Here is a 20,746-nt window from a genome sequence, read left to right on the forward strand (position 1 = left end):
GAAAAGTTGGGTTATGCTGCCAACCGGAACCGTCTGTCATCCTGAGCGCCGCGAAGGGCCCTATTCCATTCGCACAATCGGCGCAACGACTCGCCTTTGCAGGATAAGGTCCTGCGCGGTGCTCAGGATGACAGACGGTTTCTTCTACCTTTGCGCTCTACTTACGACTCCTACTATGTCCGACCTCCGAAAAACCAGCGTGCAGGACCTGCTGCGTAGCCAAGACCTCGACCGCGAGGTGCTGGTGAAAGGCTGGGTGCGCACCCGCCGCGGCAACAAATACGTGCAGTTCATTGCCCTCAACGACGGCTCGGGCTTCAACTCCATTCAGGTGGTAGCCAACGCCGAGCAGTTTCCGGAGGAGAAGCTGCGGGCCGACGGCGTGGAGAACGGGGCGGCCATTGCCGTGCGCGGCAAGCTGGTAGCCTCGCAGGGCAAGGGGCAGGCCGTAGAAATTCAGGCCGACGAAATAACGGTGTACGGCTCGGCAGATACCACCACCTATCCGCTGCAGAAGAAGGGCCACACGCTCGAATTCCTGCGCGGCATTGCCCACCTGCGCCCCCGCACCAACACGTTCGGGGCCATTCTGCGCATCCGGCACGCCATGGCCTTCGCGGTGCATCAGTACTTCAACGACCACGGCTTTTACTACGTCCACACGCCTATCGTGACGGGTTCCGACGCCGAGGGCGCGGGACAGATGTTCCGCGTAACCACGCTGCCCGACCAGAACGCGCCGCTTACCGAGGACAAATCGGGCGTCGATTACGCGCAGGATTTCTTCGGTAAGCAAACTAACCTGACGGTATCGGGGCAGCTGGAGGCCGAGGTGGCCGCCATGGCCCTGGGCAAGGTGTACACGTTCGGGCCCACCTTCCGGGCCGAGAACTCCAACACCGCCCGCCACCTGGCCGAGTTCTGGATGATTGAGCCCGAAGTGGCCTTCAACGACCTGCAGGACAACATGGACCTGGCCGAGGACTTCCTCAAAAGCCTCGTCCGCTACGCCCTGGCCCACTGCGAAGACGACCTCAAGTTCCTCAACGAGCAGTACGACAAGGAGCTGCTGACCCGCCTGCAGTTCGTGGTCGACAATGATTTCCAGCGCCTGACCTACACCGAGGCCGTGGAAATCCTCAAGAAAGCCAAGCAGAAGTTCGAGTTCCCGGTAGATTGGGGCACCGACCTGCAGAGCGAGCATGAGCGCTACCTCGTGGAAAAGCACTTCAAGAAGCCCGTTATCCTGACCGATTATCCCAAGGATATCAAGGCCTTCTACATGAAGCTTAACGACGACGGCAAAACCGTGCGCGCCATGGACGTGCTGTTCCCCGGCATCGGCGAAATCATCGGCGGCTCGCAACGCGAAGAGGACCTGACCAAGCTCAAAGACCGCATGGCCGCCATGCAGGTGCACGAGCAGGACCTGTGGTGGTACCTGGAACTGCGCCAGTACGGCACCGCGCCGCACGCCGGCTTCGGCCTGGGCTTCGAGCGCCTCATCCTCTTCATCACCGGCATGGCCAACATCCGCGACGTCATCCCCTTCCCCCGCTTCCCCGGCAGCGCGGAGTTTTAAACCACGGATTTTAGCGGGTTTAGCTTCGCTGTCCTGCTGTTCACAGATTTTGTGGACGATCAACAACGGCCGCCTTGCTTAGCGAAGGCGGCCGTTGTTGATTTTAAGAGTACCCAGGCCGGCATATACTCGCTCTGCGCTTTGCGGAAGACTTCCCGCATCATCAACACAACAAGCTGCCAGCTAAAAGCTGTCGGCTACTAGCTCAAAGAATATGCTGCTGGTGCTTCTGATGTGGTTGTGGGTGGCGGGCGTGAGTTACGGGCTGGGGCGGGCGCTGCTGGGGCAACGGCTGGCCGGCACGCTGCCGCCCGAGCTGCTGCTGGCCAGTGGGCTGGCGGGCCTGAGCTGGCTGCTGGCATTGCTCTCGTTTGGGGCGAGCATTGGGCCGACCGTGCAATTGGGCATAACTGCGTCGGTAGGGGGCTACGGACTCTGGCACTGGCTGAAACCACCGGCCGCGGCCCGGCAGACCTTGTGGGCGGAGCGACAGACAGCATGGCTGAAACCGGGCTGGTTTGGTGCCGTGTTGCTGGTGCTGGTGTTTGGGGCGTTGCTGCTGCTACACGCCGTGCAGCGGCCTATTTTAGCTGATACCGGCCTGTATCATGCCCAGACGGTACAATGGCTGCAGACTTACCCGGTAGTGCCGGGCCTGGGCAATTTGCACGGTCGACTGGCCTTCAACTCGCACCTGCACCTGCTCACGGGCTTTTTTAGTACCCGCGCCAACGGCCCCTGGGCCTCGCTGGGGCAGCAGGTGGCGGGTAGTTTCTGGTTCGTGCTGCTGATCAGCTATGCCGCCCGGCAGCTGGCCCGGCCCCAACCGTCGACGGTGCTGGCGGTGTACAGCAGTTTCAGCCTGGTTTTCGTCTTCATTGCTTTTCGCCCCTGGGTTTCATCACCCACGCCCGACAGCGGCGTGACCATTTTGGCGCTGCTTGTGCTGGGCTGGCTGCTAGAAAAGCTGCTGGCCCCCGGTGGCCCGGCGCTGCTGAGCCGGGCCGAAGCCGGGCTGCTGGCGGCGTTGCTGGCTACCGCCGTAACCTGCAAGGCCTCGGCTGGCTACCTGGTGCTGCCGCTGGGTTTTGCGCTATGGCAGTTGCGGCCCAAGGGCCTTCCGGCACCGCGCCTGCTGGGGCTGATAGCGCTGGCAGGAGCCGTGGTAGCACTGCCCTGGCTGGGGCGCAACGTGTTGCTTTCGGGCTACCTGGTGTACCCACTGGCCCCCTGGGCCGGCTTGCCGCTTGATTGGACCATACCTACTGCCCAAGCCCTATTCGACCTCCTGGAAATCAGACACTTTGCCCGCTGGCCCGCTGGCGACTGGGCCAGCGGGGGCCTGAAGCCATTGGCCATCTGGCTGCCGTTCTGGTGGCGGCAACAGGCTTCCCACGACCAGTTTCTGGCTCTGGCCATAGGTGCCTTAGCGCTGGTGCTGGCGGTGCGGCACCTGCTGGGCCGGGCAAGGGAGCACCAGTCATCCCTCGTTCTGTTTGGGCTGCTGCTGGCCTGCTGCGGGCTGTGGTTTGCTACCGCGCCGGCGTTCCGGTTCGGGTATGGCTACCTGATTGGAGCAGCAGCACTGGGGGCAGGGCTGCTGGCTGAGGGACTGCCCGGCAGCCGGTGGCTGCGAGGGGCCACACTGGCGCTGGCGCTGGCATACGGCCTGAACGGGCTGCGCCACGAAATCAGCAAATTTCAGTTTGCTACCTGGCTTCAGCCGGCTCCCTACGCGGAGCCGCATGTGGTGAGTGCCCGGCTCGAAGGTCGGGTTATACGGCTGGGCATGCCGAATCACGGTTCCCGCTGCAACAACGCCCCCCTGCCCTGCGCCGCCGGCTCCCTGCCGCCCGATTTGCACTGGCGCGGCCCCCGCACCAGCCAGGGCTTCTGCCGCGGGCCGGAGATAAGATGATGATGGGGCGATGCAGCTGGCTGGATTCTTCAGCGTCCGGAGCTTCTCAGCAGTAATTCCGCAGCTCCTTGTCATCCACGGCCACTATGTTATCCAGCCGTAGCTCGAAGCCATCGGCTAGGCGTAGGCACTCCACTTTATCCTGAATATACAGGTCCCGAATGATGCCGTGGTAGGTGCTGGGTGGCGTGTCGGGCTCGGTGCGGTAAGTGAGGGTACAGGGCTGGCCGGTGGTGGCGCGGGCCTCCAGCTCGTCGTAGAACGAGCAGCTGATGGGTTGATAGGGAGCAGACATAGCAGGAGATACTTGGTGAGTTCTGCTTGTACGCGCGCCCAAGGCGGCCGGATGAGGGAACTGGGCCGCAGCCAGATTTTATAACCCGGCTCTACTTCGGCGCGTTGGCATAAACACCAATCCCCCCGCCGCCATGCCTTCCGAAATCAACCTTGCTCCCGCCGACGCCCTCCAGGATGGCGAAATGCGCGCCTACCCCGCCACGCCCGATACCGAAGTGCTGCTGGTGCGCCGCGAGGGGCAATACCGGGCCCTCGCGGCCCGCTGCCCCCACTATGGCGCACCGCTCGAAAAAGGCCGCATCATCAACGACCAAATCATTTGCCCTTGGCACCATGCCTGCTTCCGGGTAGATGACGGCCATTTGTGCCAGCCTCCGGCCCTTGACGACCTGCCCACCTACCCCGTGCGCGTGGCCGACGGCCGGGTGTGGGTAACGCTACCCGCCAAACCCGCCGCTGCCGCCCAAAGCCCCGACGCCACCCCTACTGCCCTGGTTGGCGGCACCCCACCAGCCCCCGACCGCGCCGCAACGGATGAGCGCACCTTCGTTATTGTGGGAGCCGGAGCCGCCGGGCAGTTTGCCGCCCAAACACTGCGCGCCGAGGGCTTTGGCGGCCGCTTGGTGCTGATTGGGGCCGACCCGGCCACTCCCTACGACCGCACCAAGCTCAGCAAGGGTTTTCTGGCTGGCAAAGCCGATAAGAAAGCCCTGCCATTGCGCCAGCCCAGCTTCTACCAGCAGCACCGCATTGAAGTGCTGACCGACACCCGCGCTACCGGCCTCAACCCGACCAAGCAGCAGTTGACCTTAGCGGGCCGCGACCCGCTACACTACGATAAACTGCTGCTGACCCCCGGCTGCCAACCCAACACCCTGCCCCAACTGCCCGGTCACGACTTAACTGGCGTGCTACCCTTACGCACGGCCCAGGATGCTGCTCGGATTCGCGAAGCCGCTGCTGAGGCCAGGCACATAGTTATTATCGGCAGCAGCTTTATCGGGATGGAAGCCGCCGCCAGCCTGGCCGCTGAAAACGAGGCGTCGGGCAATACAGAGCGGCGCATCACGGTAATAGCCCGCGACAAAGAACCCTTCCTGAAAGTGCTGGGGCCGAAGATCGGGGCTATGTTCCGCAACCTGCACCGCCGCCACGGCGTGCGGTTTAAGGCCGAAGCGGAAGTACAGGCCCTGGAGGGCGAAAACGGCCGCGTAACGGCCGTGCAGCTGGCCTCGGGCCAGCGCCTGCCCGCCGACCTGGTAGTACTGGGCGTGGGCGTGCGGCCCGCCACCGAGTTTCTGGCAGACGCTTTCGAATTGGAAAAAGACGGGGGCCTGCGCGTGGACGCGCATTTGCAGGCAGCCGAGCATGTGTATGCCGCCGGCGACGTGGCCCTGTTTCCGCTGGCCGCCGGACTCGGGCAGCACCGCATCGAGCACTGGCGACTGGCCCAACAACACGGGGCCTGCGCCGCCCGCAACATGCTGGGCCACGAAACAGCTTTTTTAGAGGTACCCTTCTTCTGGACTCAGCAATTCGGAAAAAGCCTGCGCTACGCCGGCCACGCCACCGAGTGGGACGAAATCATCTTCCACGGCGATGTGCGCCGCCACGAGTTCCTGGCCCTTTATGCCCACCGTAACCGCCTGGTAGCCGCCGCCGCAATGGGCCGCGACGATGACATGCTGGTGATTATGGAACTACTGCGCCGCGGCCAGATGCCAACGCCCACCGCCGCCCGCCGCAAAACCAGGTGGGCCAGGCTGCTGGACAGCTAACGCTACAGATGGCACAGCCTTTTTGCGCCAACCCTACTGCCAAAGACAAAGTGAGCCGGCCTCTCCGCAGAGAAACCGACTCACTTTTTATAGAGCACTTTGCTGCTTGGAGCTACCTTAATGCTTGCCTTTGCCGTGGTTCTTGTCGTGGCCTTTAGCGGCTTTATATTTTTTACCCTTGCCCTCCTGCACGTATACGGCCGTGCCAGCGGGTACTACGTACACAGGCCGGGCCTTTTTGGCCTGGCCGGGAGGCATACCGTGCGGATGGCCCTTTTTAGGGTACTTCACCCGATGCTCCTGGATAAGCACCCAAGGCTGCGCCCCCACGTAATTAATAACGACCGGGTGAAACGAGTTGGTAGCGTAGCCATTGATGGTCTTCAGTTTTTTCCATTTGCCATCGCGCCGCACCACGTATTGCTGGTCGCGCAGGTCGTAATAGCCGCCCACTTCCGGAATGTAGTAGTACTGCGTACCCCTGGGCACGGCTGGCCCCCAGCTGGGCGGGTTTACATTAACGATTACCTGCGCCTGGCCCGGCAGACTGAAGGCAGCCAAAGAGGCCGTTAGTGCAGCCGTGAGCAGGAATTTGGAAGAAGTACGCATACAACTGAAATGGTGAGGTGGAAGGAAAGCACCGCCAGTGTTGGCAGCCTGGCCGGGGGCGCCAACACTGGCGGCCGGGGCTTTGGCGGGAAAGTTGGCAAAAATGAAACCAACTTGGTTTCGGCCACTGTATGACGGCTTCATAAACAGCTGCTGTATGTGGCTGCTTCGTTGAACCGCTGAAGTACCCCGCAGCCGGGCAGCCGGGCTGGCTGAGCCGAGAAGTTCAGGCGGCCGGGCACAAACCGACGGCTTCGGCTGTTATGCTCCATCTGGCCGCTGCCCTCGCGGTGCCGGCCGCCGAAACTGCCTGACTGAAAAGCTATTCGCATTAGCCATCGGGCCGCGTTTGCTTTACCTTTGCCGACTTATCCCGCTCCGCTGCCGCATGGCCAAAAAAACGACTGCCGATTCTGCTCCTTCCGCTACCAAAACCGCTCAGGCTCCCAAGGCCGGCCGGGCAGCCAAATCGACTTCCCCAGCCGAAACGACCACCCAACCGGCTCCTGCCAAAACTGCCCGGGCGGGTAAGGTCGCCAAGGCCAGCCAGCCCGGCGCCGATGCTGTTTTGGCGGCGGCGGCCGTAGCCGAGGGCAACGGCCACCACACCACGGCGGCCGTGCAGGCCGTTTCGCGTAGTGAAGTAGTGAGCGAAACCGTACTGGAAAACCGCAACGCTGTTGGTGGGCAGTTGCTCGGGCCAGCCGATCTGGAGGCACCCTACATTGAGGTGTATGGCGCGCGCGAGCACAACCTCAAGAACGTGTCGGTGCAGATACCGCGGGGGCGGCTGGTGGTGTTCACCGGCATTTCGGGCTCGGGCAAATCGTCGTTGGCGTTTGATACGATTTACGCCGAAGGGCAGCGCCGCTACATGGAGACGTTTTCGGCCTACGCCCGCTCGTTTATGGGCGGGCTGGAGCGGCCCGACGTGGACAAAATCGAGGGCCTGTCGCCGGTTATCAGCATCGAGCAGAAAACCACCTCGCGCAACCCGCGCTCCACGGTGGGCACCATCACCGAGATTTACGACTTTCTGCGCCTGTTTTACGCCCGCACGGCCGAGGCCTTCAGCTACGCCACGGGCCAGAAAATGATCCGGCAGAGCGACGACCAGATTATCAACTACATCCTGAAAGAGTACGACGGGCGTAAGCTGGTGGTGCTGGCCCCCGTGGTGAAGGGCCGCAAGGGCCACTACCGCGAGCTGTTTCAGCAGGTGGCCAAGCTGGGCTTTACCAAGGTGCGGGTGGATGGCGAGCTGCTCGACCTGACGCCCAAAATGCAGGTCGACCGCTACAAAATTCACGACATCGAAATCGTGATTGACCGGCTCGTGGTGAAGGAGGACGACCGGTTCCGGCTCTCGGGCTCGGTGCAGAACGCCCTGACGCAGGGCAAGGGCACCATGCTCGTGCTCGACCCCGACAGCAAGAAAAAAGACAATACCCAGTTCTTTTCGCGCTTCCTGATGGACCCGGCCACAGGCATTGCCTACGACGATCCGGCGCCCAACACGTTCAGCTTCAACTCGCCCTACGGTGCTTGCCCCACCTGCAACGGCCTGGGCCAGGTGCAGGAAATAACCGAAGAAACGGTGATGCCCGACCTCAAGCTGAGCATCAGCCGCGGCGGCATCGCGCCGTTGGGCGACTACCGCGACATCTGGATTTTCCAGCAGTTGGGCCAGCTGCTCAAGCGCAACAAGGCCAGCCTGAGCACGCCGCTGCAGAAGCTACCCACTGATCTTCTCCAGCACCTGCTCTACGGTATTACCGAGGAAGAAGCCGACGACTCCAAGCAGCCTGGCTACGCCGAGCCGTTCGAGGGCATCATCCCGTTTCTGCGCCGCCAGATGGACTCCGAGTCGGACAATATCCGCGAGTGGATTCAGCAGTACACCCAGGCCCAGGAGTGCCCCGAGTGCCACGGCTACCGCCTCAAAAAGGAAAGCCTGCACTTCAAAATTGACGGCAAGCACATCGGCGAGCTGTCGGTAATGGACCTCAACGAACTGGCTGACTGGTTCGTGGGCCTCGAAGACCGCCTCTCGGAGCGCCAGAACCTGATTGCCCGCGAGCTGCTCAAAGAAATCCGCAAACGCATCGGCTTCCTGCTCGAAGTGGGCCTCGATTACCTGAACCTGCACCGCTCGGTGCGCACGCTGAGCGGGGGCGAGAGCCAGCGCATCCGGCTGGCCACCCAAATCGGCACCCAGCTCGTGGGCGTGCTCTACATCATGGACGAGCCCAGCATCGGCCTGCACCAGCGCGACAATGAGCGGCTCATCAAGGCCTTGCAACACCTGCGCGATTTGGGCAACTCGGTGATTGTGGTGGAGCACGACAAGGACATGATTATGCACGCCGACCACGTGCTCGACATCGGCCCCGGCGCGGGCATCCACGGCGGCCACATCGTGGCCCAAGGCACGCCCACCGAAATCTTTAGCTCCGGCTCGCTCACCTCGCAGTACCTGAGCGGGGCCAAGCACATCGAGCTGCGCAAGAAAAAGCGCAAGGGCGAAGGCAACGAGTTGGTACTGCGCGGCGCCAAGGGCCACAACCTCAAGAACGTGACGGCCAAGTTCCCGTTGGGCAAGCTGGTGGCCGTTACGGGCGTATCGGGCTCGGGCAAGTCCAGCCTCATCCACGATACGCTGTACCCCATCCTCAACCAGCACTTTTTCAAGGCCAAGCGCGAGCCGCTGGCCTACGATAAGATTGAGGGGCTGGAGTTTATCGACAAGGTGATTGAGGTGGATCAGTCGCCGATTGGGCGTACGCCGCGCTCAAACCCGGCCACCTACACCGGCGTGTTCACCGAAATCCGCCAGTTGTTCGCCAATCTACCCGAGTCGAAAATCCGGGGCTACGGGCCCGGCCGGTTCTCATTTAATGTGAAGGGCGGGCGCTGCGAAACCTGCGAGGGGGCCGGCATCCGCACCATCGAGATGAACTTCCTGCCCGACGTCCACGTGCCCTGCGAAACCTGCAAAGGCCGCCGCTACAACCGCGAAACGCTGGAAGTGCGCTTTAAGGGCAAGTCCATCACCGACGTGCTCGACATGACGGTGGAAAAAGCCGTGGAGTTCTTCGAGTTCCAGCCCCGCATCCTGCGCAAAATTCAGACCCTGCACGAAGTAGGCCTCGGCTACCTGACCCTGGGCCAGCAGGCCACCACACTTTCGGGCGGTGAGGCCCAGCGCGTAAAGCTGGCCACCGAGCTCAGCAAGAAAGACACCGGCAAAACGTTCTACATCCTCGACGAGCCCACCACCGGCCTGCACTTCGAGGACATCAACCATTTGGCCGTAGTCCTGCACAAACTCGCAGACAAGGGCAATACTGTGCTAATAATCGAGCACAACCTCGACCTTATCAAAGTGGCCGACTACCTCATCGACATTGGTCCAGAGGGCGGCGGCGGCGGCGGTAGCATTGTGGCTCAGGGCACACCCGAGGCCGTGGCCAAGGCAGGCAAAGGCCACACGGCCCGTTTCCTGGCCGAGGAGTTGCGCACCAGCAAATACGAGGAGGCGTAATAGAACCCCACATTTTTCAGCGTAAGGGCTGGCTACCTCGAAGTAGCTGGCCCTTCGTTTTTACGGAAGCCAGAACTGTAGAATAGGCAACAGCTATGGCTTTTAGCTGTAAAATCGGCAAGGAACACGCACTACGAATGCATTATATAACTGAGTGAGTACTTACCTGTTTGTAAAATTCATATCGATAGATATTTGCTAAGCCACAGATATTTTCCTAGTTTGAGGGCTTCTATTCCTCTTCCTGCCCTATGAAAGTTCTTGTTTTCCCTGCATTGCTCGCTATTGCCATCATTACCGGACCTGCAAAATCCGGTACCAGCAAGTCAGCCCCAACCACTCCAAACAAGCCCGCCCCTACGGCCACTCTTGCCAGTCTAAAGCCAGAAAAAAGCGCGCAGAATGCTTCGGCCAGCACGGCCGCTCGGCCGAAATCCCCGCTTGGCCTGCAGCCGGGCAGCAGCCAATAGCTCCACCTTTATGGGGCGCATCGGCCTAGACTATTCCAGTGCTGGCACCACAGGCACGAAGTAGCTCCGAGCTACAGCTGACTTATGCGCTTATACAGAAGCCAAACAAGCAAGGCCCGCTTACTTCCGTAAGCGGGCCTTGCTTGTTTAACACGGGCCATTCGGCCAGATTATCAGTATTTTAGAAATTCAGGTTGCGGCATACGTTTGTCAGCATGCTGCAGGGGCTTCGCTGTCCTTTGCCCTCCTCAACTCGAATTAGCTACCCCTAATTGGGCCACTACTCCGGAATCTTCAGATACCTTGAGGGTAGTCAGCAACCTGACAACAAGCGCCTTTCTTAAGGCATTGCTGCTACAAGTAAGGCCCCTTATTGGCCGGCAGAATCAGCAGCCAGAGCAGAGTCGGCATCGGCAGTTACAGTAGGGCCGGCGCTGTTATCGATTACGACCGCATCGGCCTTCACACCTCCATCGTCGACGGCAGCATCAAGGTCGCTCACTGCTTCGCCGGCGGTACCATCGGTGCGGGTTTCAGTATTGCAGCTGCTCAGCGAGAGAGTGGCGGCCAAAGCCAGGAAAGAAAGAAGCCGAAATTTCATAGGTTGAAAAGGTGAAGGTTGGTAAAACGGGTGATTACTATTGCGCAGACAAGGCTGCCCGCCAAGAGGGTGAAACACGTGTAATCAGGGTTTCAATTTAGCTTTCAGGTCGTCGGCAGCTCGCTTCAGATCCTGTAGTACCGCCAGTTGCCGGGTAGCCAGCGGGCGCAAGTCGGCATCGTACGATTCGGTCTGCAGATCTTCGTTGATATCCATATCCTGCTCGATTGTGCGGGTCAGGGCATCTGCAAACTTCTGGTCGAAGGCTGCGCCGTTGAGGGCAGTCATTTCACCAACCTGCTGTGCCTGGCTCTCGCTAAGGCCGGTGGGTAGCACCAGATTTTTCTGTTTGGCCAGCACCTTCAGCTCACTGAGCAGGGCGCTTACTTGATTGATGACGTTCTGAGCCACATATTTGGCATCGGGCGAAACCGCCTTGCGCTGTGCTATCTGGCTGATTTCGAGCAGCTCCATCTGGTTGCTGGCCGTTTCCACTACCAACTCCGCGTCCTTGATCTGGCGCTTCGTAATATTCTGCTCGGTTATGCGCTTTTCGTTCTGAAGCTTCGCCTCAAAAACCGGGTCGTTGTTGCTGGCTGAGCCCGAACAGGCCACCAATGCGGGCAGCAACAACAGGAGGCAGGCAGCACGAGAAAATAACATCAGGTCAGGGAATTGAGGAAGCAAAATGTATTTACAGCTATACGCGGCCTGCCTGATCGGGTTCGGGAGCCGATGGCTTAAAAAAAAGTTCCCACCGGTTTAAACTTTTGTCCGCGCGCCGCCTCTAACTCCCGAAAACCAGTTTCTCCTCTCATTTCTCACTTTCTGTTTTCTGCCCCCTCATGAAGCGCTCTACCTCTTACCTGCTGAGCATGGCCGCCCTGGCTGGCTCCACGCTCCTGCTGCCCGCCTGCAACAAGGCCAACGACCCGCAGAGCCCCGATGTAGCCGTGTCGGCCCAGGATCAGAGCCTGGCAGAGGATGAGACGGCCGCCCTGGCCGACCTGACGGATGCCGCCGCCCCTGCCGATGCCGCCGCGACCAACAGCCCCGCCGCCGAAGCCGATGACCTCACCCGCCTGGCCGGCCGCTGCCTCACGCGCACCTACGACGCCGCCACCCGCACGCTCACCCTCGATTTTGGCACCACCAACTGCGTGGGACCCAACGGCGTGGCCCGGCGCGGCAAAATCGTAACCGTATTCGGTGGCCAGCCCCGCGACGCCGGTGCCACCAAAACCATCACCCTCGTTGATTACTACCGCAACGACAACCAGCACACCGGCACCCGCGTCATCACCCGCCTCGGCGGGGGCTCCTGGAGCCTGTTGGTGCGCAACGCCAGCATTACGACACCCGCCGGCACCCACTCCTGGACCTCCAGCCGCACCTACACCCGCACGGCCGGCGACAACACCCGCACCCTCACCGATGACGAATACAGCGTAACCGGCCAGACCACCGGCACCAACCGCAAGGGCAATGGCTATTCGGCCGTCATCGGGCAACCACTCATCAAGAAATTCCAGCCCGGCTGCGCCCGCACTTTCGTGGCCGGCACGGTCGCTATTTCCACCGAGGGCGCCCGCGAGTTGCTGCTTAACTACGACCCCACCGGCACCCAGGCCTGCGACAACATTGCCTCTATCACCATCAACGGCGTTACCCGCACCATCCGCGTCGGCGGCGGCCTGTAAGCTTCATTCGCACACTAAAAAAGAGACTGGCTCCCCTTCGTGGTAACAACGACGGGGAACCAGTCTCTTTTTTAGTGTGCGAATTAAGCCAAATCTGCTGAACGTTACTCGCCTTTGAACTCGGGCTTCCGCTTTTCCAGGAAGGCCTGTACCCCCTCGCGGTAGTCGCCCGATTCGCCGGCAATCTGCTGGCAATGGGCTTCGTAGTCGAGCATTTCGTCGAGCGTGGCGGTGGCGGCCTTGTTGAGCATCTGCTTGATGAGGCCGATGCTTTTGGTGGGCGCCGCGGCATAGCGGGCGGCCAGGGCGTAAGCGGCCTCATCGAGCTGCTCGGGCGCTACCACCTGGTTCACTAGGCCCAGGCGCAAGGCCTCGTCGGCCGTTACCTTCGAGCCCAGCGTGCATAACTCAAACGCCTTAAGCGTGCCCACCAGCCGGGGCAGAAACCACGACGAGCCCGAATCGGGTACCAGCCCGATGTTGATGAATACCTCAATCAGCGAGGCGTCCGACGAGGCCACAATGGCGTCGCAGGCCAGCGCCAGCGAGCAACCGGCCCCGGCCGCCACACCGTTGAGGCGGCATATAATGGGCTTAGGCAGCGCCCGCATAGCCCGGATGATGGGGTTGTAGCGCTTGTGCAGCGAATCGTAGAACGAACGGGGCTGGCCCTCGGCGGCCTCGGCTTCGCGGCTGGCCTTCAAATCCTGGCCCGAGCAGAACGCCCGCCCGGCCCCCGTGAGCACCACGGTCCGCACGTTGGCGTCGCGCGCCACCTGCTTCAATGCATCCTGCAGCTCGTAGCTCTGGGCATCATCGAAGGCATTGAAAACGTCGGGACGGTTGAGCGTAATGGTGGCCACGCCATCAGGGCGCACGTCGTAAAGCAGGGTCGGCATAGGGGAAGGATACGAGAGTGGGTCAGGTCGATTTTATGGGTTCGACAAATATACTGTCATCCTGAGCGAAGGACCTGATAAGAAGCCGACACCAAGCAATAGCTTCTTACCAGGTCCTTCGCTTCGCTCAGGATGACAGCCTTTCGCCAAGTCAGCCCTTGCTGCCCATGCGCAGCAACGCCTCAGCTATGTACAAGTCCTCGGCCGTCGTGATTTTGAGGTTGCGGTAGTCGCCTTCCACCAGTTGAATGGGGTGCAGGTCTTCCACCACACTGGCATCGTCGGTGAAGGTAGTGAGCTCGGGCAACTGGTAGGCGCGGCGCAGCAGGGCCAGATCGAAGCACTGCGGGGTTTGCACGAGGCGCAGGCGGGCGCGGTTGAGCGCGTAGCTACCCTGCTGACTAAGGTTACGCACCGAATCTTTGGGCACCACGGCGGCCACGGCCGCGCCGTGGTTGTAGGCGGCTTGGTAAGTGGCCTCTATCACGGTGCGGGGCGTGAGGGGGCGCACGCCGTCGTGCACGGCCACCACGCCATTTTCACGGTCGGCTAAGTGGGCCAGGCCGGCCCGCACCGAGGCCCAGCGCGTGGCCCCGCCCACCACCAGCGCGTGCGGAATCTGCACGTTGTACTGCGCGCACAGGCCCCGCCAAGTTTCCAATTGCCCGGCGGGCAGCACTATCACCAGCTCGCGCACCCCCAAGGCCGGGTCGGCGAAGCGGCGCAGCGTGTGCAGCAGCACCGGCTCGCCAGCCAGCTCCAGAAACTGCTTGGGCCGGTCGGCTCCCATGCGCGTCCCACTACCACCCGCCACCAGAATGGCGTAGCGGAGAGTGGCAGGGGCTTTAGGGGTTGAGGAACTGGCGGCGGATGGGTTCATGGCAACGGCATAGGAGCGCAAATACGGCAATCGGAACAAAAAAACGCCGGCTGCTACTCGTGAAAGTAGCAGCCGGCGCAACCTGTTTCAACCAGCGGGGCTGTAGCCTGAGAACTTAGATAATCAGCATGGCGTCGCCGTAGCTGAAGAAGCGGTACTTCTCCTTGATGGCCAGCTTGTAGGCCTCAATCAGCAGGTCGTGGCCGGCGAAGGCCGAGGCCATCATCATCAGCGTGCTTTCCGGGGTGTGGAAGTTGGTGAGCAGCGCGTTGGCAATTTTGAAATCGTAGGGCGGGAAGATGAACCGGTCTGTCCAGCCTTCATTGGCCTTCAGGCGAGTGTGGGCCGAAACCGACGACTCCATGGCCCGCATGGCCGTGGTACCGATAGCACACACGCGCTTCTTGGTGTCGAGGGCCTTGTTTACCACTACGGCCGTAGTGCCGGGCACCACGAAGTTCTCCGAGTCCATCTTGTGCTTGGTCAGGTCCTCCACATCCACGGTGCGGAAAGTACCCAGGCCGATGTGCAGCGTTACGGGTGCCACCTCAACACCTTTGATTTCCAGGCGCTTCATTACCTCCCGGGTGAAGTGCAGGCCGGCCGAAGGCGCGGCCACTGCCCCGATGTTGTTGGCGTAAATCGTCTGGTAGCGCTCCTTGTCGGCCGCTTCGGTGTCGCGGGTGATAAACTCCTTCGGAATCGGAGTTTCGCCCAGGCTGTACAGCGCTTTGTAGAAATCTTCGGGCGGGCCATCGTAGAGGAACTTGATGGTGCGGCCGCGCGACGTAGTGTTGTCGATTACCTCGGCCACCATGTCCGACTCGCCGAAGTACAGCTTGTTGCCCACCCGGATTTTACGGGCCGGATCTACGAGCACATCCCAGAGGTGAATTTCGGTGTTCAGCTCACGGAGCAGGAACACTTCAATCTGGGCGCCGGTTTTTTCCTTGTTGCCGAACATGCGGGCCGGAAACACCTTCGTATCATTCACCACAAATACGTCGCCTTCGTCGAAGTATTCCAGAATGTCTTTGAAAGTGCGGTGCTCGATTTTGCCACTGTCGCGGTGCAGTACCATCAGGCGCGACTCGTCGCGGTTTTTGGCCGGGTGCTGGGCCACCAGATTCTCGGGCAATTCGAATTTGAACTCAGAAAGCTTCATGGGCCAGACAGGGCAATAGTTGGGTAAACTAGTAAAAAAATCGAGCCGCAAAAGTACGGATAATTGCCGGAATAATAGGTAATTTTCGCCCGGAAACATTAATTGCCCTCCATGCGCCCGGGCCGGAGCGGATGGCTGCGCCGGGAGAATACTGCGCGGGAAATAACCGTGCCATGCCTGCCGTACCATTCGCAGTTTTCCGATTTAGCCCGCACCCCTGCTCCCCGATTCTATGAAAGCCATTCGCCTGACGCTTGAGAGTTTTCGCTTTGCCTGGGAGGCCCTGAAGGGCAATCTGCTGCGCACTGTGCTGTCGTTGCTGGGCGTTACGGTGGGCATTTTTGCCATCATTGCCGTGTTTACGGTGGTCGACTCGCTGGAGAAGAACATCCGCAGCAGCATGAACTTCGTGGGCGACAAGGTTATCTACGTGGATAAGTGGCCCTGGGAGTTCGGGCCCGACTTTGCCTGGTGGAAGTACTTCAACCGGCCGGTGCCCAACACCCGCGAGTATCGGCTGCTGCAGAAGCAGCTCGGGCCCAACAATGCGGGTATTGCCATCTTCGCCAGCAAATCGGGCAACACGTTCAAGGCGGGTTCCAACAGCGTCGACGATGCCTTTTTGCAGGGCGTGAGCTACGACTACCGCATCATTTCGGATGTGCCCGTGGCCCAGGGCCGCTACTTTACGGCCCAGGAAGTGGATGGCGCCCGTAACGTAGCCATCATCGGGGCCGATATTGCGGCCAACCTGTTTCCGGACCGCTCGGCGCTGGGCCAGGAGTTTAAAACCCGCGGCCAGCGCTTCACCGTGATTGGGGTGATGGAAAAGGCCGGCAAGAGCCTCCTCGAAATCAAGAGCAACGACACCAACACCTTTATCCCGTTCGGAGCCTTTTCCAAGATATTCGCTATCAACCCCGGTACCGGCAGCGGCGTGTCGGCCACCATCGGCGTCAAAGGCCTCGATACCGACCCCGGCTTGCTCGACCTTGAATATGAAGTAACGGGGCTGATGCGCAGCGCCCGCGGCCTTAAGCCCCGCGAAGAGGCCAATTTTGCCCTTAACCGCCCCGAAATGCTAGCCAGCGCCATTTCGGGCCTGTTTTCGATTCTGGGCGTGGCCGGTGGCGTTATCGGCTCGTTTGCCATGCTGGTGGGCGGCTTCGGCATTGCCAACATCATGTTCGTGTCGGTGAAGGAGCGCACCAACATTATCGGTATTCAGAAGTCGCTGGGAGCCAAAAACTACTTTATCCTCTTCCAGTTCCTGTTCGAGGCCGTATTTCTGTGCTTGTTGGGCGGAGCAGCGGGTCTATTGCTGGTGTGGTTCATCACGCTCATTCCGCAGGATTCGCTGCCGCTGTTCATGAGCGGTGGGCGCATTGCGCTGGGCCTTACGGTATCGGTGCTTATCGGGATGGTAGCGGGCATTGTGCCGGCCGTTCTGGCAGCCAACCTCGACCCGGTTATTGCCATTCGAGCAAAATAGAAGTGATGGGGTAACAGAACTGTCATTCTGAGCGCAGCGAAGAATCCCGCGTGCTGAAGTAATCCTTTAGCAGGGAGTTACTGTGGCACGCGAGATTCTTCGCTGCGCTCAGAATGACAGTTCTGTTGCCCCGTCACTTCATCGCCCCATCATCCACAAATCACTATCTTGCGAACCGCTATGTAAGGTCGCCCTCCTTTTTTCGAGGGCGGCCTTCCTTTTTGCTTACCTTATTTACCGCTTACTTTTTCCGGCGCTAGCTGCTCCGGTCCGGGCATACTTCCGGGCCCGGATCGGGCGGGCTCGCGCCTCATTTTTTCCTTTAAAATTCCCATGGCGAAACTCAAAAAAGAAAGCCGCACCAAAACGGCCGACCAGAACCTGAACGCCGGCAGCGGCCAGACCATCGTTCAGCCCAACGTCAACGACAACAAGGTTAAGACCATCAGCGACATCCGCGAGCAAACCCACGGCGAGCGGACGGTGCAGGTGGAAGACGAGCAGCGCATCCGCAAGGCGTTTGTTGACAAGGACTGGAACGAGATTAAGATTGCCGACTCCTGGCAGATCTTCAAGGTGATGGCCGAGTTCGTGGAGGGCTTCGAGAAGATGTCCAAAATCGGCCCCTGCGTATCCATTTTCGGTTCGGCCCGCACCAAGGCCGACAATCCGTACTACAAAATGGCCGAAGAAATTGCGGCCAAACTCGTGCGCCACGGCTACGGCGTTATCACGGGCGGCGGCCCCGGCATCATGGAGGCCGGCAACAAGGGCGCCCACTCGGAGGGCGGTAAGTCGGTGGGTCTCAACATTGAGCTGCCCTTCGAGCAGTTCAACAACATCTACATCGACCCCGACAAAATCATCAACTTCGACTACTTCTTCGTTCGGAAGGTGATGTTCGTGAAGTACGCGCAGGGCTTCATCGGCATGCCCGGCGGCTTCGGCACCCTCGACGAGCTGTTCGAGGCCATTACGCTCATCCAGACCAAGAAAATCGGCCGATTCCCCATCGTGCTGGTGGGCACCAAGTACTGGCAGGGCATGTTCGACTGGATTCAGCAGGTGATGCTGGAAGACGAGCACAACATCTCGCCCGAGGACATGGACCTGGTGCAGCTGGTAGACACGGCTGAGGACGCGGTGAAAATCATCGACGACTTCTACAGCAAGTACGTGCTGTCGCCTAACTTCTAATCACGGAGTAACACGAATTTCAACGGATTTCACGAACGGTTTCGGAGCCAGGTAGTGCCGTGCTCTGAAAGCGCACTATGGAAAGCGTAAACATTCTGGTTTTTCGGGGCTTCCTAAGCCGCTGCTTCGGCAGCGGCTTTTTTGTGCGTAGCTTGGTTTGATTTCTTTCGTTGCCTTTGCTCGTTGCTATGCTCGATTCTGTTGCCCCATCGTCGTCTGTCTCTGCCGAAGCGCCCGCGCTGGTGCGCGACTACGACTACCTGCTGGTGGGTGGTGGGGCGGCGGGGCTGAGTCTGGCCTATCACATCAGCCAGGAGCCGCGGCTGGCGGGCAAGCGGGTACTTATTCTGGAGCCCGACGCCAAGGACCGCAACGACCGCACCTGGTCGTTCTGGGCGGATGCGCCCACGCTTTTCGACGGCATTATAGCCCACGAGTGGGAAAAGCTGGCTTTTCGCAGCCCCGGCTTCGAGCGGATACTGGCCCCGGAGCGCTACCGCTACAAGATGATTCGGGGGCTGGATTTCTACCAGTTTGTGCGGCAGATGCTGACCGGCAACCCGCAGTTCACCTGGCTGCGCACCACGGTGCAGGAGCTGGCCAGTACGCCCACCGGCGCCCGGGCCGGCACGCCCGAGGGAGAGTTCACGGCCCGTTATGCTTTCGACAGCCGCCCGCCCCGGCTGGCTGAGCTGCGCCGCCCGCGCCACCGTTATCTGCTGCAGCATTTTGTGGGCTGGGAGGTAGAAACGGAGCAGGATGCCTTCGACCCGGCCACGGCCGAACTCATGGATTTCCGGGGCGAGCAGGGGCAGGAAGTACGCTTTATGTACGTGCTGCCCTTCGGCCCACGCCGGGCCCTGGTCGAATACACGCTGTTTTCGGAAACGCCGCTGGCCAAGGCCGAGTACGAAGTGGAGCTGCGCCGCTACCTGGCCACGCTGCCCGGGGCCGGCCACTACCACATTACGGCCGAGGAGGTAGGGGCCATTCCGATGACCGACCACCCACTACCCCTGCGGCAGGGTGCGCACGTGCTCAACCTGGGTACCCGGGCCGGCCGGGCCAAGCCCAGCAGCGGCTACGCCTTCAAGCGCATTCTGGACCACTCGGCCCGCCTGACGGAGGCGCTGGCCGCCACTGGCCACCCGCCCCGCCACAGTACCGGCGACCAGTGGCAGTTTCGCCTTTTCGATACGCTGCTGCTCGACATTATGCAGCGCCGGGGCGAGCAGATACGCGACATTTTCAGCCAGCTGTTTCAGCGTAACCCCACCGACCGGGTATTCGATTTTCTGGACGAGCGCACCAGCTGGAAGGAGAATTTTCAGATTATGAACTCGGTTACTCCCTGGCCCTTTCTGCGCTCCATCTGGCACGTGTTGCGCCGCCGCCCCGGGCAACGAAAGTAAGCACCCTCCATCTGTCAGGAATGTATTGGCAGGCTTTCCTCGCTTTCCAGGTAAATGCGCTCCGCAGCCACCACCTCCGGCGACAGGACCTGTAGCTGGGGCACAGGGCGCGAGAGGTTGAGCAGGTAGCCGGGCAGCTGCGTGAGGTTGTCGAGGTCGTGGGTGATGCAGAGCACGGTTTTGCCTTCCTGCGCCACCCACTCGTGCAGCAGCCCGAACACGCGGCGGCGGTAGTATACATCGAGTTGCTGGGTAGGCTCGTCGAGTAGGCACAGGGCGGCATCCTGCAGGCTGAGCTGGGCCAGCCATACCAGCTGCTGCTCGCCGCCCGAAAGCAGTGTAAAATCCCGTTCGGCGAGGTGAGCGGCTCCTACGCGGGCCAGGGCCGCATCGGCCAGGGCGTAATCGGCGGCCGAGTAGGCTCCCAGGAAGCGGTGGTGGCGGAAGCGGCCCATCACGACCAACTCGCGCACCGGCAGCGAAAACTCGACGCTGGCCCGCTGGGGCAGATGGGCCAGCAGCCCGGCCGCAGCGGGCCGGCGCACGGTGCGCAGGTTCTGCCCGTTCACGGTTACGATGCCCTCGTACAGAAGCTGGCCGGTGAGGGCCCGCAGCAGGGTGGTTTTGCCGCAGCCGTTGTGCCCGATAACGGCCACGAAGGCCGGCTGGGGCACCGTAAAACACAAATTGCGGAGCAGGACTCGTCGTCCGTACCCCGCAATCAGGTTTTCTATAAAAAGTATTGGGTAGTGAGACATGCGTAGTGAGATGCGGATGGCAGCAAGCCATCATCCTAAACAGTTCTAACTACTCAATACCAACTACTCACTACTGTTCTAGTACTCGTCCTCGTTGAACATGAAGTCCTCCTTGGTCGGGTAGTCGGGCCAAACTTCCTCGATATTCTCGTAGGGCTGACCGTCATCTTCCAGGGCCTGCAGGTTTTCTACCACCTCCATCGGGGCACCCGAGCGAATGGAGTAATCAATGAGCTCATCCTTGGTGGCGGGCCAGGGGGCATCTTCCAGATACGAAGCAAGTTCGAGGGTCCAGTACATAAGCGTGTGTGCTACTAAAGGGCAACGTAAAAAATGGTCAAAAACGCGAAGCGCCGTCCGCAAAAACCCGGCCGATACCGAAGGACTGTCAGAACTGCATAGAGGCCGCAGCCCAAAGGTACACCGGCAAAGTTGCTGACGACA

At 60.7% G+C, this 20,746-nt stretch carries 17 protein-coding genes; 8 read left to right on the forward strand and 9 right to left on the reverse strand.

Annotated elements, in window-relative coordinates; all coding sequences use genetic code 11:
- Nucleotides 1-175 precede the first annotated feature (175 nt).
- Together asnS and HW554_RS05600 are read left to right on the forward strand one after the other, a co-directional pair.
- On the forward strand, nucleotides 176-1,582 hold the full coding sequence (gene asnS, locus HW554_RS05595) for an asparagine--tRNA ligase (RefSeq protein ID WP_176907590.1): 1,407 nt from the start codon (nucleotides 176-178) through the stop codon (nucleotides 1,580-1,582).
- Nucleotides 1,583-1,796: 214 nt separating this feature from the next.
- Nucleotides 1,797-3,500, forward strand: a complete 1,704-nt coding sequence (locus HW554_RS05600) for an LIC_10190 family membrane protein (protein ID WP_176907592.1) — start codon at nucleotides 1,797-1,799, stop codon at nucleotides 3,498-3,500.
- Nucleotides 3,501-3,546: 46 nt separating this feature from the next.
- On the opposite strand, the gene HW554_RS05605 is transcribed toward HW554_RS05600, so the two are convergent.
- Nucleotides 3,547-3,795 (reverse strand): hypothetical protein, encoded by a 249-nt coding sequence (locus tag HW554_RS05605; protein WP_176907594.1) that lies wholly within the window; start codon nucleotides 3,793-3,795, stop codon nucleotides 3,547-3,549.
- 133 nt (nucleotides 3,796-3,928) lie between these two features.
- Here HW554_RS05605 and HW554_RS05610 point away from each other — a divergent pair, with 133 nt between their 5' ends.
- Nucleotides 3,929-5,575 carry an FAD-dependent oxidoreductase gene (locus HW554_RS05610; protein WP_176907596.1) on the forward strand — a complete coding sequence of 549 codons (1,647 nt, stop codon included), beginning with the start codon at nucleotides 3,929-3,931 and terminating at the stop codon, nucleotides 5,573-5,575.
- Between the two features lie 117 nt (nucleotides 5,576-5,692).
- Here HW554_RS05610 and HW554_RS05615 read toward each other — a convergent pair whose 3' ends face one another.
- Nucleotides 5,693-6,184, reverse strand: coding sequence for a hypothetical protein (locus HW554_RS05615; protein WP_176907598.1), 492 nt, complete (start codon nucleotides 6,182-6,184; stop codon nucleotides 5,693-5,695).
- Nucleotides 6,185-6,572: 388 nt separating this feature from the next.
- Here HW554_RS05615 and uvrA point away from each other — a divergent pair, with 388 nt between their 5' ends.
- Entirely contained in the window at nucleotides 6,573-9,728 is a 3,156-nt protein-coding gene (gene uvrA, locus HW554_RS05620) for an excinuclease ABC subunit UvrA (RefSeq protein WP_246285118.1), read from the forward strand.
- An 840-nt stretch (nucleotides 9,729-10,568) separates the two neighbouring features.
- Here uvrA and HW554_RS05625 read toward each other — a convergent pair.
- Together HW554_RS05625 and HW554_RS05630 are read right to left on the reverse strand one after the other, a co-directional pair.
- On the reverse strand, nucleotides 10,569-10,799 hold the full coding sequence (locus HW554_RS05625) for a hypothetical protein (protein ID WP_176907600.1): 231 nt from the start codon (nucleotides 10,797-10,799) through the stop codon (nucleotides 10,569-10,571).
- A gap of 84 nt (nucleotides 10,800-10,883) precedes the next feature.
- Entirely contained in the window at nucleotides 10,884-11,462 is a 579-nt protein-coding gene (locus HW554_RS05630; RefSeq protein WP_176907602.1) for a DUF4142 domain-containing protein, read from the reverse strand.
- 182 nt (nucleotides 11,463-11,644) lie between these two features.
- Between HW554_RS05630 and HW554_RS05635 the strand changes: the two genes are divergently transcribed.
- A complete protein-coding gene (locus HW554_RS05635) occupies nucleotides 11,645-12,499 on the forward strand; it encodes a hypothetical protein (protein ID WP_176907603.1) in 855 nt (284 codons plus the stop codon).
- 104 nt (nucleotides 12,500-12,603) lie between these two features.
- Here HW554_RS05635 and HW554_RS05640 read toward each other — a convergent pair whose 3' ends face one another.
- The 3 genes from HW554_RS05640 to queA all read right to left on the reverse strand — a co-directional run bounded on the left by HW554_RS05640 (nucleotide 12,604) and on the right by queA (nucleotide 15,443).
- Nucleotides 12,604-13,398, reverse strand: coding sequence for an enoyl-CoA hydratase-related protein (locus HW554_RS05640; RefSeq protein ID WP_176907604.1), 795 nt, complete (start codon nucleotides 13,396-13,398; stop codon nucleotides 12,604-12,606).
- 151 nt (nucleotides 13,399-13,549) lie between these two features.
- Nucleotides 13,550-14,278 carry a 2-C-methyl-D-erythritol 4-phosphate cytidylyltransferase gene (locus tag HW554_RS05645; RefSeq protein ID WP_176907605.1) on the reverse strand — a complete coding sequence of 243 codons (729 nt, stop codon included), beginning with the start codon at nucleotides 14,276-14,278 and terminating at the stop codon, nucleotides 13,550-13,552.
- Nucleotides 14,279-14,393: 115 nt separating this feature from the next.
- Nucleotides 14,394-15,443 (reverse strand): tRNA preQ1(34) S-adenosylmethionine ribosyltransferase-isomerase QueA, encoded by a 1,050-nt coding sequence (gene queA, locus HW554_RS05650; protein WP_176907606.1) that lies wholly within the window; start codon nucleotides 15,441-15,443, stop codon nucleotides 14,394-14,396.
- A 232-nt stretch (nucleotides 15,444-15,675) separates the two neighbouring features.
- Between queA and HW554_RS05655 the strand changes: the two genes are divergently transcribed.
- From HW554_RS05655 to HW554_RS05665, 3 genes are all read left to right on the forward strand, one after another.
- Nucleotides 15,676-16,935, forward strand: a complete 1,260-nt coding sequence (locus HW554_RS05655) for an ABC transporter permease (protein WP_176907607.1) — start codon at nucleotides 15,676-15,678, stop codon at nucleotides 16,933-16,935.
- Nucleotides 16,936-17,268: 333 nt separating this feature from the next.
- Complete coding sequence (locus HW554_RS05660) at nucleotides 17,269-18,132, forward strand: LOG family protein (protein WP_176897545.1); 864 nt, start codon at nucleotides 17,269-17,271, stop codon at nucleotides 18,130-18,132.
- A 188-nt stretch (nucleotides 18,133-18,320) separates the two neighbouring features.
- Nucleotides 18,321-19,544: a lycopene cyclase family protein gene (locus tag HW554_RS05665; protein WP_176907608.1), complete on the forward strand. Its 1,224-nt coding sequence runs from the start codon at nucleotides 18,321-18,323 to the stop codon at nucleotides 19,542-19,544.
- Between the two features lie 14 nt (nucleotides 19,545-19,558).
- Here the strand turns inward: HW554_RS05665 and HW554_RS05670 are convergent, their stop codons facing one another.
- A complete protein-coding gene (locus HW554_RS05670; RefSeq protein ID WP_246285119.1) occupies nucleotides 19,559-20,302 on the reverse strand; it encodes an ABC transporter ATP-binding protein in 744 nt (247 codons plus the stop codon).
- 78 nt (nucleotides 20,303-20,380) lie between these two features.
- Nucleotides 20,381-20,602 (reverse strand): DUF2795 domain-containing protein, encoded by a 222-nt coding sequence (locus tag HW554_RS05675; protein WP_019948259.1) that lies wholly within the window; start codon nucleotides 20,600-20,602, stop codon nucleotides 20,381-20,383.
- Nucleotides 20,603-20,746 lie beyond the last annotated feature (144 nt).

Source organism: Hymenobacter lapidiphilus (assembly GCF_013377885.1).
Lineage (GTDB): Bacteria > Bacteroidota > Bacteroidia > Cytophagales > Hymenobacteraceae > Hymenobacter > Hymenobacter lapidiphilus.

Excerpts from the sequence above, each read along its gene's own strand:
- HW554_RS05605 (WP_176907594.1), bottom strand. The coding sequence starts at position 3,795 with ATGTCTGCTCCCTATCAACCCATCAGCTGCTCGTTCTACGACGAGCTG.
- HW554_RS05600 (WP_176907592.1), top strand. The coding sequence starts at position 1,797 with ATGCTGCTGGTGCTTCTGATGTGGTTGTGGGTGGCGGGCGTGAGTTAC.
- HW554_RS05655 (WP_176907607.1), top strand. The coding sequence starts at position 15,676 with ATGAAAGCCATTCGCCTGACGCTTGAGAGTTTTCGCTTTGCCTGGGAG.
- HW554_RS05635 (WP_176907603.1), top strand. The coding sequence starts at position 11,645 with ATGAAGCGCTCTACCTCTTACCTGCTGAGCATGGCCGCCCTGGCTGGC.
- asnS (WP_176907590.1), top strand. The coding sequence starts at position 176 with ATGTCCGACCTCCGAAAAACCAGCGTGCAGGACCTGCTGCGTAGCCAA.
- HW554_RS05630 (WP_176907602.1), bottom strand. The coding sequence starts at position 11,462 with ATGTTATTTTCTCGTGCTGCCTGCCTCCTGTTGTTGCTGCCCGCATTG.
- HW554_RS05670 (WP_246285119.1), bottom strand. The coding sequence starts at position 20,302 with ATGTCTCACTACCCAATACTTTTTATAGAAAACCTGATTGCGGGGTAC.
- HW554_RS05625 (WP_176907600.1), bottom strand. The coding sequence starts at position 10,799 with ATGAAATTTCGGCTTCTTTCTTTCCTGGCTTTGGCCGCCACTCTCTCG.
- HW554_RS05675 (WP_019948259.1), bottom strand. The coding sequence starts at position 20,602 with ATGTACTGGACCCTCGAACTTGCTTCGTATCTGGAAGATGCCCCCTGG.
- HW554_RS05645 (WP_176907605.1), bottom strand. The coding sequence starts at position 14,278 with ATGAACCCATCCGCCGCCAGTTCCTCAACCCCTAAAGCCCCTGCCACT.
- HW554_RS05640 (WP_176907604.1), bottom strand. The coding sequence starts at position 13,398 with ATGCCGACCCTGCTTTACGACGTGCGCCCTGATGGCGTGGCCACCATT.
- HW554_RS05615 (WP_176907598.1), bottom strand. The coding sequence starts at position 6,184 with ATGCGTACTTCTTCCAAATTCCTGCTCACGGCTGCACTAACGGCCTCT.
- HW554_RS05660 (WP_176897545.1), top strand. The coding sequence starts at position 17,269 with ATGGCGAAACTCAAAAAAGAAAGCCGCACCAAAACGGCCGACCAGAAC.
- HW554_RS05610 (WP_176907596.1), top strand. The coding sequence starts at position 3,929 with ATGCCTTCCGAAATCAACCTTGCTCCCGCCGACGCCCTCCAGGATGGC.
- queA (WP_176907606.1), bottom strand. The coding sequence starts at position 15,443 with ATGAAGCTTTCTGAGTTCAAATTCGAATTGCCCGAGAATCTGGTGGCC.
- HW554_RS05665 (WP_176907608.1), top strand. The coding sequence starts at position 18,321 with ATGCTCGATTCTGTTGCCCCATCGTCGTCTGTCTCTGCCGAAGCGCCC.
- uvrA (WP_246285118.1), top strand. The coding sequence starts at position 6,573 with ATGGCCAAAAAAACGACTGCCGATTCTGCTCCTTCCGCTACCAAAACC.